Origin of the sequence: Stakelama pacifica, from assembly GCF_004361835.1 — a bacterium.
GTDB classification, from domain to species: Bacteria; Pseudomonadota; Alphaproteobacteria; order Sphingomonadales; family Sphingomonadaceae; genus Sphingomonas; species Sphingomonas pacifica.
Genome location: NZ_SNWD01000003.1, coordinates 333,805 through 348,008, shown reverse-complemented (window position 1 = coordinate 348,008; position 14,204 = coordinate 333,805). Strand labels below are relative to the sequence as shown.

9 protein-coding genes are annotated in these 14,204 nt (G+C 63.9%); 4 read left to right on the top strand and 5 right to left on the bottom strand.

Annotated elements, in window-relative coordinates; translation table 11 throughout:
• Positions 1 to 7 precede the first annotated feature (7 nt).
• From EV664_RS07430 to EV664_RS07420, 3 genes are all read left to right on the top strand, one after another.
• Positions 8 to 1,615: a carboxylesterase/lipase family protein gene (locus EV664_RS07430; RefSeq protein WP_133495039.1), complete on the top strand. Its 1,608-nt coding sequence runs from the start codon at positions 8 to 10 to the stop codon at positions 1,613 to 1,615.
• A gap of 61 nt (positions 1,616 to 1,676) precedes the next feature.
• Positions 1,677 to 2,993: a CitMHS family transporter gene (locus tag EV664_RS07425; protein ID WP_133495038.1), complete on the top strand. Its 1,317-nt coding sequence runs from the start codon at positions 1,677 to 1,679 to the stop codon at positions 2,991 to 2,993.
• Between the two features lie 104 nt (positions 2,994 to 3,097).
• Positions 3,098 to 4,126, top strand: coding sequence for a LacI family DNA-binding transcriptional regulator (locus EV664_RS07420; RefSeq protein WP_133495037.1), 1,029 nt, complete (start codon positions 3,098 to 3,100; stop codon positions 4,124 to 4,126).
• 3 nt (positions 4,127 to 4,129) lie between these two features.
• On the opposite strand, the gene EV664_RS07415 is transcribed toward EV664_RS07420, so the two are convergent.
• The 5 genes from EV664_RS07415 to EV664_RS07395 are packed head-to-tail and all read right to left on the bottom strand — an operon-like array spanning position 4,130 to position 12,626.
• Positions 4,130 to 5,446 (bottom strand): MFS transporter, encoded by a 1,317-nt coding sequence (locus EV664_RS07415; RefSeq protein WP_229668136.1) that lies wholly within the window; start codon positions 5,444 to 5,446, stop codon positions 4,130 to 4,132.
• Positions 5,443 to 6,357: an ROK family protein gene (locus tag EV664_RS07410; protein ID WP_229668137.1), complete on the bottom strand. Its 915-nt coding sequence runs from the start codon at positions 6,355 to 6,357 to the stop codon at positions 5,443 to 5,445. The genes EV664_RS07415 and EV664_RS07410 overlap by 4 nt, the downstream gene beginning before the upstream one ends.
• Entirely contained in the window at positions 6,324 to 8,102 is a 1,779-nt protein-coding gene (locus EV664_RS07405; RefSeq protein ID WP_133495036.1) for an alpha-amylase family glycosyl hydrolase, read from the bottom strand. Before EV664_RS07405 ends, EV664_RS07410 begins: the two co-directional genes overlap by 34 nt.
• Positions 8,102 to 10,123, bottom strand: a complete 2,022-nt coding sequence (locus EV664_RS07400; protein ID WP_133495035.1) for a glycoside hydrolase family 97 protein — start codon at positions 10,121 to 10,123, stop codon at positions 8,102 to 8,104. Before EV664_RS07400 ends, EV664_RS07405 begins: the two co-directional genes overlap by 1 nt.
• A gap of 4 nt (positions 10,124 to 10,127) precedes the next feature.
• Positions 10,128 to 12,626, bottom strand: a complete 2,499-nt coding sequence (locus EV664_RS07395) for a TonB-dependent siderophore receptor (protein ID WP_162848792.1) — start codon at positions 12,624 to 12,626, stop codon at positions 10,128 to 10,130.
• 205 nt (positions 12,627 to 12,831) lie between these two features.
• Between EV664_RS07395 and EV664_RS07390 the strand changes: the two genes are divergently transcribed.
• A complete protein-coding gene (locus EV664_RS07390; protein ID WP_133495033.1) occupies positions 12,832 to 13,782 on the top strand; it encodes a right-handed parallel beta-helix repeat-containing protein in 951 nt (316 codons plus the stop codon).
• The last annotated feature ends 422 nt before the right edge of the window (positions 13,783 to 14,204 follow it).

The following is a 14,204-nucleotide window of genomic DNA, read 5'->3' as shown; positions in this document are numbered from 1 at the left end:
GACGATCATGGCATTTTTTTCCCGCATCCTGACCGCATCCGCGCTCGCCGCGCTGTTTGTCGCACCCGGCATTGCCGCTGCGGCTCCCGGTCCTGAAGTAACCATCGACACCGGTACGCTCGCCGGAAGCACCGAAAGCGATGTCGCGAGTTTCAAGGGGATTCCCTTTGCAAGGCCGCCGATCGGTGCGCTGCGCTGGCGTGCGCCGCAACGGGCCGATGTGTGGAAGGGGGTGAAACAGGCGACCGAATTCGGCCATGACTGTATGCAGAAACCCTTTCCCAGCGATGCAGCCCCGCTCGGCACGACACCGGCGGAGGATTGCCTGACCGCGAATGTCTGGACTCCCGCATCGGCGCTGGCCGGGGGCCGGAAATTGCCGGTGGTGGTGTGGATTTACGGCGGCGGCTTCGTCAATGGCGGGTCGTCTCCCGCCGTATATGACGGCAGTGCCTTTGCCCGGCAGGATGTTGTCTTTGTCAGCTTCAACTATCGGCTGGGGCGCTTCGGCTTTTTCGCCCATCCGGCATTGACGGCAGAGGCGGGCGATCAGCCGACGGCGAATTACGGCCTGATGGACCAGGTCGCGGCGCTCCAATGGGTGCAGCGCAATATCGCACAGTTTGGCGGCGATCCGTCGCAGGTGACGATCATGGGCGAATCGGCGGGCGGCTTCTCGGTGCTCGAACTGCTCGCATCGCCGCTGACCAAAGGATTGTTCGACAAGGCATTCGTGATGTCCGGCGGCGGGCGCAAGCTGATCGGCGGCATGCCGCTCGAATCCGATGATCCGCAGGTGACATCGGCGGAGCAGGTCGGCCTGAATTTCGCGGCCGCGCAAGGGATAAGCGGCGATGGTCCGAAGGCGCTGGCGGCGCTGCGCGCGCTTCCGGCGGACAAGGTGCTGGGCGGCATCAACCTCGCCTTTCGCGGTGATCCGGGGAAGCAGGAATATGTCAACGGCCCGGTGATCGACGGCAAGCTGGTGGTCAGCGATACCGATGTGGCACTGCGACGCGGCGAGATGAAGATCATGCCGACGATGATCGGCGCAACCAGCTGGGACATCGGCTTTCCCATGGCGAAGACAAAGGAAGAGCTGTTCGCCCAGTTCGGCCCTGATGCCGATAAAGCGCGCAAGGTGTTCGATCCCACCGGCGACAAGCCGTTCGAGGAAGTGGCGTCGCAGGTCGCACGCGACCGGCTGATGATCGAACCGGCGCAGTTCGTCGCCGGCGAAGTGGCAAAGGCGGGCGGCGACGCCTGGCAATATCGCTTCGCTTATGTTGCGGATTCGAAGCGTAAGGAATGGCCCGGCGCGCCCCATGCCACCGATATTCCGTTCTTCTTCGATACCGTGGCGGCCAAATATGGGAAGGATCTGACACAGGACGATGCGCATGCGGCGGACCTGTTCAACCGCTATGCCGTGAATTTCGTCAAGACCGGCAACCCCAATGGTCCGGGCCTGCCCGATTGGGAGGCGTATCGCTATCACGGGCGCGATGTGCAGATGCTCGGCCCCGATGCGAGTGCTGCCAATCGCGAAGATCCGCTCGCCGACCAGCTCGAACTGGTGCGGGCGGCGGCCGAGCGGGCGGTACAGGCCGACTGAGCCGAAAGCTGCGGACCCCGGCGCATAAGCAGGTCGGGGCCGCATGGGGGAGGAGCATGGCATGCTGGCGCTGATCGGTGCGATTACCATCGTCGCTCTGCTGATCGCGATCCTGTCGAACCGGGTGTCGCCGCTGACCGCGCTCATCCTTGTGCCGGTGGCGGCGGCGCTGGTTCTCGGTATGGGCGCATCGGTACCGGGCTATATCCTCGACGGTATCGGCAAGATCGCGCCGGTTGCCGGAATGTTCGTTTTCGCGATTCTGTTCTTCGGGGTCATGACCGACGCCGGCGTGCTGGCGCCGCTGGTCGGGCTTACGCTGAAGCTGGTCGGGCGTAAGCCTTCCCGCATCACCCTCGGCACGGCGGTGCTCGCGCTACTGATCCATCTCGACGGATCGGGGGCTGTCTGTTTTCTGGTGACGATCCCGGCATTGCGCCCGTTATACGATGAGCTCGGCATGGATCGCCGTATCCTTGCCTGCACCGCTTCCATGGCGGCGGGCGTCAATTTCCTCCCGTGGACGGGACCGACGCTGCGCGCGTCGGCGGCCCTGAAAATCCCGGTGAGCGAGCTTTTCACCCCGATGATCCCGGCGCAGCTCGCCGGGCTGATCTTTGTCTTTGCCGCTTCCTGGTGGCTGGGCAGGCGCGAGGAGCGGCGGATCGCAGCGGGCCGCCCGCTTGCCCCCGCTGTGGGTGAGCAGGCCGCCATATCGGGCGGGCAGACCGGGGGTCATCAGGATACCGACGCGCTGCGGCCCCGGCTGCTGCCGGTGAATGCGGCGCTGATGCTGATCGTCATCGCCGTGATGGTGAGCGGCGCCGTGGAACCGGTCATCGCATTCATGATCGGCACCGCGCTGGCGCTGGCGATCAACTATCCCGATGCGGAGGCTCAGCGGCAACGCGTCGAAAATCATTCGCGCGCCGCTTTGCTGATGGCAAGCGTGCTGATCGCGGCGGGCGCCTTTACCGGCATCATGAACGGCAGCGGCATGATCGCTGCAATGGCGCAGAGCGTCGCCGATCATGTGCCGCCGCATATCGGCCGCCATCTGCCGGTGATGGTCGGTGCGATCGCGATGCCGGTCAGCATGGTGTTCGACCCCGATTCCTTTTATTTCGGCGTGCTGCCGGTGCTGGCGCACCTCAACGAGAGCTTCGGGGGCGAGGGGCGTTCGGTCGCGCAGGCGGCGCTGCTGGGTCAGATGACCACGGGTTTTCCGGTGAGCCCGCTGACCCCCGCCACATTTCTGGTTGCCGGGCTGAGCGGGATCGAGCTCGCTGCGCATCAGAAATTTTCGTTTCTCTGGCTCTATGCCGCCAGCCTGATCATGCTTGTCGCTGCGATTTTTTGTGGTGCGATAGGCCTTTAAGGCAGCTTCGCGACGAAGTGCTTCCGCCAAGTGATGACATTAATATGGCAAGCGCATCGTCCTTCGGCTAATCGCGATGCCGGACAAAACAGAGACGATTACCCATGGTTCGCAAGGCTACGCCACCTGGCGGCGTACAAACGGCCAAGACACTCACCGAACTCGCCGCTGTGGCCGGGGTTTCGGTCGGAACCGTGTCAAAGGCGCTTTCCAATCGCGGCTATGTCAGCGCCGCGACGCGCGAGCGTATCTGCGCGCTGGCCGACGAACATGGGTTTCAGATCAACCGTACTGCGCAAAGCCTGAAGCTCGGTCGCAACGATGCGGTCGCCGTCACGCTGCCGCTGGGTCATGAAAGCGCGCAGACCTTTTCCGACCCCTTTTTCATCGCGCTGATCGGCCATCTGGCCGATGCGATTTCGGCACAGGGATCGGAGCTTGTCCTGTCCAAGATCAGCGCGCCGACGCATGGCTGGCTGTCGAATATCACCCGGTCGGGCCGGGTCGACGGGATATTGGTGATCGGCCAGTCGGATCAGGAAGCGGAGCTGAGCCGCGTCGCGGTAAATTATCGGCCGCTGGTCGTGTGGGGCCAGTATCGGGCGGGTCAGAATTACTGTTCGGTCGGAACCGATAATTTCGCCGGCGGACGGATGGCGGCGCAGCGGCTGATCGATTCGGGGCGGCGGCGGCTGGTCTTTGCCGGGATGACCGATATTCCCGAAATCGCCGCGCGCCGGGACGGCTTTATCCGCGCGTGCGAGGAGGCGGGGATTGCCCCGGATGGCCAGATCGAAACGCATCTGACGGCGGACGCCGCCTATGCACGGCTTGCCGAGGCGGTGGCGCGAGATTTTGACGCCGACGGCGTAGTGGCGGCGTCCGATGTCATCGCGATGAGCGCGATGCGCGCGCTGATCGAACGGGGGCGGCGCGTGCCCGAGGATGTCGCCGTTATCGGCTATGACGATGTCGGGCTCGCCGCCTTCACCACGCCGCCGCTGACGACCATCCGGCAGGACCTGAAGCGCGCGGCAGAGGCGATGGTCGATCTGCTGTTCCGCAGAATCGCGAATGAAGAAGCGCATTCGCTTTCGCTTCCTCCCGAACTGGTGGTGCGGGCAAGCGCCTGACGCTCAGGCTGGCCGTTCGCCGACGCGCACCCGCAGCGTCGCGATCGACCCCGCCAGCATCAGCACCCCGGCAAGCAGGATGACGTTGCGCGCATCGCCCGCCAGCATATGGTTGTAGAAAAGCGGCACGGTCAGGCTTTCGATCATCATCGGAAGGACGATGAACATGTTGAAAATGCCCATATAGACCCCGTTACGTTCGGGCGGGATCATGTCGATCAGCATGACATAGGGATTGCCCATCATGCTGGCCCAGCCCACGCCGATGCCCAGCATCGCGACGAACAGGGCGGTCTCGCTGCGCAGCATCGGGATCGCCAGCATCGCCGCTCCGGACGCGAGCAGGCAGAACGCATGCGCATGTTTCGCGCCCCAGCGCCGGGCGACCGGCACCAGACATAGCCCGGCGACAAAGGCGACGGCGTTATAGGCTGCACCCAGCTGTCCCACGGTCAGCGCGGTGTCGCGAAACGCCGTGCTGTTCGTATCGACCGTGCCGTGCAGCGAGCGCGACAGCGCGAAGGTGATGAACTGCCAATATGCGAACATCGCATACCATTGGCACAGCATAGCCAGGGCAAGCTGACGCATCGGGGCAGGTGTCTCGCGCATCGCCGCAAACAGGTCGGACAGCGCGCCGCGCAACGTCAGCGGCGTGGCCGATAACCGCTCGCGCTCCGCTTCGGGCAAGGGCAGTTCGGGAACGCGCAGCACTGACCACAGGATCGTCGACAGCGACAGGACTGCGCCGATCAGGAACGCGATGCGCGTGATGTCGGGAATGCCGTTGGCATCCACCGCATCCTTGCTGAACCCGATCCAGACGAGCAGCGAGGGCGCGAGATAGGAAAGTGTCTGGGCAAGCCCGGTAAAGGCCGATTGGGTGAGGAACCCCGCCGCGCGCTGATCGGGGGGAAGCCGATCGCCGACATAAGCGCGATACGGCTCCATCGTCACATTATTGGCGGCATCGAGGATCCATAACAGGCTCGCCGCGACCCAGAGCGACGGGCTGTACGGCATCGCCAGCAGGCACAGGCTGCACAGCACCGCGCCGACAAGGAAATAGGGGGTGCGCCGCCCGATCCGGGTCATCGTCCGGTCGCTCATCGCACCGATCAGCGGCTGGACCAGCAGCCCGGTGACCGGCCCCGCGAGCCAGAGCAGCGGCAGATGGGCTTCGCTGGCGCCCAGATAGCCGTAGATCGGCCCCATATTCGCCTGTTGCAGCCCGAAGGAGAATTGCAGGCCGAGAAAGCCGAGATTCATCTCGACCAGCCGCATCAGCGACAGGCGGGGCGGGGCGGCGGGGCGCATCATCCAGCTCCCTGCGCCAGCGCGAGCGCGCCCAGAAGGCCCGCCTGATCGCCCAGTCCCGGTGCCACGACCAGCCGGTCAATGTCCGCGCCCTCGAAATAGCCGCCGCCCAGTTGTTCCGCCTGTGCGCGCACGCGGTCGATCAGCCCCGGCGTTCCCATGACGCCGCCCCCCAGAATGATCCGGCGCGGCGACAGCAGCGCCCGCTGCGCGATGACGAGCTGCGCCAGATAGCCGGCGATGATCGCATGCCCGGGATGGTCGGCGGGAAGATCGGACAGCGACGCGCCCCAGCGCGCCATGATCGCAGGGCCGCTCGCCAGCCCTTCCAGACAATCGCCATGAAAGGGGCAGCATCCCGCAAATTCTGTGTCGTCCGGATGGCGGCGCGGCAGGAAATGGCCCATTTCGGGGTGGCGTGCGCCATGAACCGGCCTGCCGTCGATCAGCAGGCCGCCGCCGATCCCCGTTCCGATGGTGACATAGGTGGCGACATCGCAGCCCTTCGCCGCTCCCCACAAAAATTCAGCCAGTATCGCGCCGTTGACATCGGTGTCGAAGCCGACCGGACAGGCAAAGGCGCGGGCGAACGGTCCGGCAATATCCGCGCCGCTCCAATGCGCTTTGGGGGTTTGGGTGATATGGCCCCAGCCGGGCGCGGTGCGATCAAGCTCGACCGGGCCGAAAGAGGCAATGCCGATCGCGTCGAACGGTCCCTCCGCCTCAGCGGCATGGGCGAAGAAAGCGATCGCTGCGGCGATGGTCTCGTCGGGGGTGGTGGTGGGGATGCGCCCGGTACGCAGGACCGAATCCGGCCCGCGCGCGACGCCGAGGACGAATTTGGTACCGCCCGCCTCGATACAGCCGAAGAGCGGCGCGCTCATGCTGCTGGTCCCGCCCAGACGACCTGCCATGCCTCGATCATCATCGTCTCTCCCAATCGTGCGCCGGTCAGCCGGTCCTGCCATGCCTTCGGTGCCGGGATCGTTACCGGCCGGTCCGAAAAGTTGAGGAACACCCGGTCGCTGCCGCATGCAATAGCGAGCACCGTCGGATCGCCGCTGTCCAGCGCTGCCGGAGCGCCCGCACCGCCGCTCGCGATTCTGGCATCGCGCAGCGCGGCAAGGTCGCCGGTGATCCGCTTCGCATCCGCGCTTTCCAGCGCCGCCCGGTCCATGGCCGGACGGTGCAGCCAGCGCCCCTCATGCGCGCGCTGCGGATCGGAGCGATAGCTGCTGTCGTTTAGCAGCCCCGCCTCATCCCCCATATAGACGGTCGAAAGGCCGCCGCTGGCGATCGACAAGGCATTCAGCAAGCGAATACGCCGAAACGCCGCTTCGCGCGCCTGCGCATCGTTGCCCGCCGCTTCCAGCCCTGCGAGCGAGGCCATGGTGCCGTTGGTGCCGTGCAGCGCCGATCCGTCCGACTGGAAGGGCTCACCGCGCGCCCAGCTGTCGCCAGCGCCTTCCATGAACCGTGCCGCCCTGCGCAACCGCGCAACCGGGTCGGGATCGATCGTGTAAAGGTCGCCCAGCACCGCGCCCCAGCCGATATCGTCATGGCAGCGCGCATAGCTCAGCCAGTTCGCGCCGCGCGGCAGGCCGCCGCTCGCCCGGATGATCGCATCGGGCAGCGCCGCCGATTGTTCGGCAAGGGCGGTCCACCCTGCCACCATCAGCGAATTATTGTAGACCAGATGGCATTCTGGTTCGAACCCGGCACCGTCATCCGCGCCGAAATAGGGCGGAACGAATGCGGTCGGCACGATAGCCTCGGCCTTTAACAGCGTCGCGGGCGCGACGATGTCGAGCGCGGCCCGCAGCGCGCGGACGATGTAGTGCGCCTGCGGGAGATTGCGGCAATCGGTCCCCGCCTGTTTCCACAGAAAGGCGATCGAATCGAGCCGGAATGCCTCCACCCCGTGATTGGCGAGGCGAAGCATCGTATCGATGATCGCCAGCATGACATTGGGGTTGGCCCAGTTCAGATCCCATTGAAAGGGGTAGAAAGTCGTCCACACCATGCCGCCCATTTCGGGGACGGGCGTGAAATTGCCGGGCGCGGTAGCGGGGAAGACCTGCGGCAGATGCGCCTCGCGTTCCATCGCTTCCTCGCGTGAGAGGGTGTGATAGAAATCGCGATAGTGCGGGTCGCCCGCTTTTGCCGCGCGTGCCCAGCCATGATCGTCGGCGGTGTGGTTGAGCGCCAGATCGACACACAGGCTGATCCGCGCCTTGCGCAGCCGCGCCGCCAGCCGTTCGACATCGGCCATGGTGCCGAGGCGCGGTTCGACTGAAAGATAATCGGCGACTGCAAAACCGCCGTCGCTATCGCCCTCGCGCGCCTTCAGAAGAGCGAGCAGATGAAGATAGCGCACGCCCAGCGATTCCAGGTGCGGAACATGCGTGCGCAATCCTTCCACCGTCCCGGCGAACCGGTCGACATAGGTCGAATAGCCGATCATGTCGGGCGCGACGAACCAGTCGGGATCGGCGCTGCGCTGCGCATCAAGCGCCTGCAACTCGGGCGAGCGCTCGGCCGCCCGCGCGGCGAGCAGCGCATCGACCCGATCGGAAAGCACGTCGATATCGTGCTGCGCGCCGTACAGGCGCTCCAGCTGACGCCGAAGCGTCGCGGCGGCGATGCTCTGATCCGCCATCAAAGCGCCCTGAACCGGATTGCCTGTCCGCCGCCCGAGGCAAGGTCGATCGTCATCGCATCGTCCGCCGTCACGATCCGGCTGCTGATCCGATAGCGTTCGGGCGCGGTGCGCCAGTCGGCGTCGGGGGCGTCGGCATATATCTGCGCTTCATAGCGGCGTCCTTTGGTCAGGAAATCGAGGGGCACGCTCAGCACACGGCGATCGTCATTGGTGATCGCGCCGAGATACCAGTCGGCACCGCCGCGCTGCTGCCGCGCGACCACGGCGAACTCGCCGATTTCGCCCTGAAGCGTGCGCGATGCCTCCCAGTCGGTCGGAACATCCTGAATGAAGCGGAAGGCGTCGGGATAGCGATCGTAATTCTCCGTAAGGTCGGCCGCCATCTGAACCGGGCTGTAGAGCACGACGAACAGCGCCAGCTGGTGCGCAAGCGTCGATGGAACGCGATTATGCGGCCGGGTGTCGCGGTAATCGAACCCGAAAATCCCCGGCGTGAAATCGAACGGTCCCGACAGCATGCGGGTAAAGGGCAGGATCGTCGTATGATCGGGCGAATTGCCGGTGTCCGGACTGCCGCCATTATATTCCTGCCCGCGTGCGCCCTCCCGGCTCATCAGATTGGGCCAGGTGCGGCGCAGGCCGGTATCCTTCACCGATTCATGCGGGAAGATCGCGGTGTGATGGCGCGCGGCTGCCTCTACGATGGTTTGCAGGCTTTCGACCGCATATTGGCTGTCGGGCCATTCGCTGCTGTCGAGGCGGGTGCCGACAAAGCCCAGCTTGATCATATGCACCCCATAGCGGTCGTAATAATCGAGCGCAGCCTCCAGCGCGTTCAGATAGTCATGCACCTGCGCCCCGGTTTCGTGATGGCCGATCAGGTCGACCCCCTTTGCCTGCGCATGCGCCGCGACCTGCGCCATGTCGAATGCGGGTTGTGCCCGGTCAAAGACGAAGCGTGAATGGCCGTTCTTCCACCATTCCGGCACGTCCCAGCCGATATTCCACCCCTCGACCAGCACGCCCTGAATTTGGTGCGCGGCGGCCCAGTCGATCGCGCGGATCGCGCGCGCGGTGGTCGCGCCCAGTTTCGGTCCCGGCGCCCAGGTGAGCCTGCCGATATGCATCCCCCAGAAAATGCCGACATATTTTTGCGGCTTCACCCAGCTGACATCGCCCAGTCGATTGGGTTCGTTGAGGTTGAGGATGATGGTGGAATCGGCGAGCCGCGCGGCATTGTCGGCGATCATCACCACCCGCCATGGCGTGGTCTGCCCGCCGGTCACCCGCGCCCGGTCGCCGTTCGACCAGGGCGACAGATCGGCCTTTAGCGTGCGGCTGTTCTCGTCGGGCATGCGAAGGTTCATCGAGGGAAAATCGACCAGCGCCGCCTCGTGTATCGCCATTGCGACACCCTTGCCCTCCAGCGTCAGCGGCGTTTCCGCCGTCTGGATCGCTGACAGCGCCGATCGGCTATATTCATACTCGCTGAACTTGTCGCGATAGGCGGGGATCGACCAGGCGCGATAATTTTGCGCAAAGTGAAATTCGCTGGTTTCGTCGCTGACCACCATGGGCTGGTCCGGCGTGCCGGGCAGGGTGTAGCGAAAGCCGAACCCGTCATCGAAGACGCGAAATTCCACGCCCAATGTGCGCCCGTCCTTTGCCTTCAGGATAAGGTCGAGGCCGCGATACTGTTCGCGCATCGCGCGGCGCTCGCCCCATGGCTGTTCCCAGCGTTCGTCTTTCGCCGTCCGCCGGCTGGTGACGAGCGTCAGATCGCGGTCGAGCGGTGGCGCGTTGGTGAACTCCATCCCCAGCCGCGACCGGTCGAGCACCGGCTGCCCGTTGAACGAAGCGCGATAGACAGGCTCGCCCTGATCGAGCGCGACCTCGACGGTGATCCGTCCGTCGGGCGATGCGATCGCCTGCCATTGCTGCGCGGCGGCAGGCGAGGCAGCCAGCAGGCTCGCGCAGAAAACGAACGGACGGTGCCATTTTGCCGTGGTCGCGCCCATTCGATCAGAACCGGTAGGTCAGGCTGCCGCGAATGCGGCGACCGAAGATCGGGCGGCCCTGAAACGCCGTCTCCTGCACCCCGACGATCGATCCGGTGCGCGGATTGCCTTCGGTAAGGCCGATTTCGTTGAACAGATTGGTCGCCACCAGCTCGGCCGAAAGCCTGGGGGTGATCTTCCAGTTCGCGCCCAGCCGGACCTCGGTATAGGACGGCAGCACGATGCTGTTGGCGACATCGACATAGCGTTTGCCGGTATAGGCGACTTCGCCGAACACGTTCACCGCGTCGGACGCGAAGTGCAGGGCGGGGCGGACGGAGAACATCACCTTTGGCTGGCGTACGATCTGATTCCCGCTGAAATCAAAATCACCCTCCAGATTGTTGCCCGAAAAGCCGGTATAGGAAATGTCCTGATAGCTGCCGCTTGCTGATATGTCGAAAAAGCGTACCGGGCGCGCGGTCAGTTCGACCTCGATCCCCTTGGACCGGGCGGCGGCGTTCGCATTGCGGGTGATCGTCGTGCCGTTCGGCCCCGCTTCCTGCGTCTGGAAGGCGACATTGGGGAAATTATTGTAGAATAAAGTGACAAAGGCGGAGAAAGGCCGGGTGCTGTATTTCAGCCCGCCCTCGACCAGATCGATCCGGTTTTCGACCGGTGCCCCGCCGAACCATTGCGCGAATTCGGGCGTCACGCGGAAGCTGCGGCTGTAACGGGCGAACGCGGCTACGCGGCTGCTGAATTCATAATTGGCGCCGCCCGAAAAGGCCCATTGGCCGGTCGAATAGCGATAGGGAGTTTCGGTCCCGGTGAAGACCAGCACCGAATCATCTGCCAATGTCGTCGGATCGCCGAGATTGCGGCGCGTCGTCTCCGCAATCGTGCCCTTTTTGCTGACATGATGATAGCGCATGCCGAGATCGATGCGCAGCGCAGGTGTCACCTGCCATGCATCGGTCAGGTAAAAGGCGTTGATAGTGACATTGTCGTGGAAACGCTGAAGATTGCTGTGCAGGTTGATCAGCCCGTCATCGCTGAGCGAGACGGTTTCCTGACCCGCCGAATCCAGCCCGATGACGTTGAAAAAGCGCGGGCGGTTGATGCCCTCGACCAGCACGTCGTTCCAGTTCCACGTCTGGGTCTGGGTGAAATGGCTGAAATAATAACCGGCGGTCAGCATATGGGTGCCGATCCCGGTGTCCAGCTTCCTGGTCACCGACAGATCGTTGATGACATTTTTCAGGTCGACATAGGTGTTGAAAATGCTTTCGGTCAGCGCGAGCTGGTTGCCCAGATTGCCTGCTGCGACGCGCTCTCCGGTCTTTGCATCGACATAGGTGGCCGAAACGGTGTCGGGACGCGCGGCCTGCAATTTGGTCAGCGCATTGTCGAGAAAGCCCTGACTCGTCGCGACACCGGAGGAAAACAGGCCGGTAAAATCGACAAACCCGTTGGTGTAGCGGGCGCGGTCATTGACTTCCCATCCGTCGCCGAACGGTTTGTTGAAGATGAAGGTAAAGGTGTCGGTATTGGTATGGACGCCATGGGTGAGGTTCACCCGCTTTGAAAAATCGCCATTGCCGTCGGGCACGGTCAGCCGCGCAAAGTCGGTATTGACCAGCGTTCCGTCGCCCGCATCCAGCCCCGGCAGCCCCTGATGCGGGCTGGCCAGCGGGATGGCGGTGTAGAAGATATTCTTGTCATCGAGCTTGCGATAGCTGAGGAACGCCGAACCGCCATCGGTGAAGTCATATTGCAGGCCGAGGCGGATCTGACCGCCCTGATTGCCGGTAAAGCCCGGATCACGCAGGCCGTTATCCTCGCGATAAAAGCCGCCGATGACGAAGGACAATGCCTCGGTCAGCGGGCCGGAGATATTGGTGTCGACGCGATAGTGGTCCCAGTCGCCGATTTCGCCCTTCACCATGCCCTGAAGCGTGCGGGTAGGGCGCTTGGTCAGCACATTGACCACGCCGCCCGGCGCGTTGGAGGCAGTGATCGACGCCGAGCCGCCGCGAACGATCTGAAGCGATTCGACGGTGGCATCGACCCGGAAAAATTCATCGGCATTGGTAAAGGCACCGGCCCCCTCTTCCCAGACCGGAAGGCCGTCCTCGAGTAGCGGCAGATAGCGGTAATTATCGGCCGGAAGGCCGCGCGAATAGACATTGTTGCCGACCACGCCGCCCGAACTCTCGACATAAATGCCCGGCGTGGAAGAGATCAGATCGGCAACGCTGAGCGGGGCCTTTTCGGCGATCTGCGCATCGTCGATCGTGGTGATCGCATATGAGGTTTCGAATTTGCGCGTTCCGGTGCGCGTGCCGGTAACGATGATGTCGTTGAGCCCCAGCGCGTCATCGGCCTGCGGCGCATCGGTCGATGCTACTTCGCTTTGCTGATCCTGCCCGGCACCGGCGATGGTGCCGGCATGGGCAACGCCGCTGCCGGTACCCAAAAAAGCCGCCGAAAGCAGCAGCGCGCGACGAACGGAACGCGTCATGATCCTCTCCCTGTTATGTGCGGGTCGGCCCGCTTTCATTTTGTCATGCCGCATATGGAAAACGTTTGCAATAGGTTTTTAGAAAACGTTTGCCATCGCGCTTTTCGCCTGCGCTCACCGGACCGGTCCCGGATTTTTAACCGAAGCTTCGCAATCACTCCGCTATGGCTTATCCAGAGCTGTTGCCCGGCATGGGAGCCATTTGATGCGCCGTTATTTTGTTTCCGCTGCTTTGATATGCATGGCCGCCGCTGCCGCATCTCCGGTCCGGGCCGGGCAGGCGGGTGCGCCCCCATTTCAGGTCTCGGGTTCCAATCAGGGGTTCTGGAAACTTCAGGAGGCAGTGAGTTCGGTGCGCGACGGAGTGGCGGTCATTACCATCGCACCCGGCACCTATCATGACTGCGCGATTCAGCAGGGCGGGGTCATCACCTTCCGCGCGGAGACGCCGGGAAGCGTTATTTTCGACGGCACGACCTGCGAAGGCAAGGCGGCGCTGGTGCTGCGCGGGCGCGGTTCGAAGGTCGAGGGGCTGACCTTTCGCAACATGCGGGTGGCGGACGGCAACGGAGCGGGCATCCGCACGGAGATGGGCGATCTGTCGGTATCCGATTCGCGCTTTCTCGACAGTCAGGAAGGGATTCTGGGCGGCCAGCCGACGGGGCAACGCATCGTCATCGACCGGTCGACCTTTTCCGGACTGGGTCAGTGCGACCAGACGCCCGATTGCAGCCATTCCATCTATCTCGCCAATCAGGGCAGCGTGACGATCACCCGCTCGCGCTTCGAACGCGGCACCGGCGGGCATTATGTGAAGCTGCGCGTGCCGCATGTGACGATCACCGACAATAGTTTCGATGACAGCCGCGGCAGCGCGACCAATTATATGATCGACCTTTCCGAAGGCGGAACCGGCCTGATCGCGCGCAACGCCTTCGTTCAGGGCGCGAACAAGGAGAACTGGACTGCGTTCATCATGGTCGCGGCAGAGGCGCGGAACTATCCCTCGACCGGGCTGACGATCACCGACAATGTCGCGACGCTCGCGCCGGGGCAGACGAGGAGCCCCGCCTTTGTGGCGAGCGCAACCCGCGACACGATCGCCGTTGCCGACAACCGACTGGGGCAGGGGGTGCGCAGGTTCGAGCAGCGATAGGGGACGCGCTGCCGTTCATGAATAGCGCAGGCAGCAGGACGTCGAACCTGGTTGCGGTCTCTACGAATGAACAAAGGATTCGTCATCGCGAGCGGCGTAGCCGCGCGGCGATCCAGCGATGTGCGCGCTGCCGGATTGGCGCGCCTCTTCGGGGCTCACGACGGTCGAGCGCACTTCGGAAAAGCGAGTTGAGTTGGGGTGGTGGCAGATGGTAGCGGCCCCGGCCTCCGCCGGGGCGACGATTGCAGTCGCGGTGTATAGATTGTGGAAATCGCAGTGCATATAAGCCGCTGACACCATGCGTCGCCCCGGCGGAGGCCGGGGCCGCTACCGTCTGGCGCTATGGTTGCGCGGAGCGGCGTGGTGCGAGGCTGCGGGCGGCGTGGCGCTCTGGATTAATAGGTTCGGATCAACCGTATCGC

Excerpts from the sequence above, each read along its gene's own strand:
- EV664_RS07430 (WP_133495039.1), top strand. The coding sequence starts at position 8 with ATGGCATTTTTTTCCCGCATCCTGACCGCATCCGCGCTCGCCGCGCTG.
- EV664_RS07425 (WP_133495038.1), top strand. The coding sequence starts at position 1,677 with ATGCTGGCGCTGATCGGTGCGATTACCATCGTCGCTCTGCTGATCGCG.
- EV664_RS07420 (WP_133495037.1), top strand. The coding sequence starts at position 3,098 with ATGGTTCGCAAGGCTACGCCACCTGGCGGCGTACAAACGGCCAAGACA.
- EV664_RS07415 (WP_229668136.1), bottom strand. The coding sequence starts at position 5,446 with ATGATGCGCCCCGCCGCCCCGCCCCGCCTGTCGCTGATGCGGCTGGTC.
- EV664_RS07410 (WP_229668137.1), bottom strand. The coding sequence starts at position 6,357 with ATGGCAGGTCGTCTGGGCGGGACCAGCAGCATGAGCGCGCCGCTCTTC.
- EV664_RS07405 (WP_133495036.1), bottom strand. The coding sequence starts at position 8,102 with ATGGCGGATCAGAGCATCGCCGCCGCGACGCTTCGGCGTCAGCTGGAG.
- EV664_RS07400 (WP_133495035.1), bottom strand. The coding sequence starts at position 10,123 with ATGGGCGCGACCACGGCAAAATGGCACCGTCCGTTCGTTTTCTGCGCG.
- EV664_RS07395 (WP_162848792.1), bottom strand. The coding sequence starts at position 12,626 with ATGACGCGTTCCGTTCGTCGCGCGCTGCTGCTTTCGGCGGCTTTTTTG.
- EV664_RS07390 (WP_133495033.1), top strand. The coding sequence starts at position 12,832 with ATGCGCCGTTATTTTGTTTCCGCTGCTTTGATATGCATGGCCGCCGCT.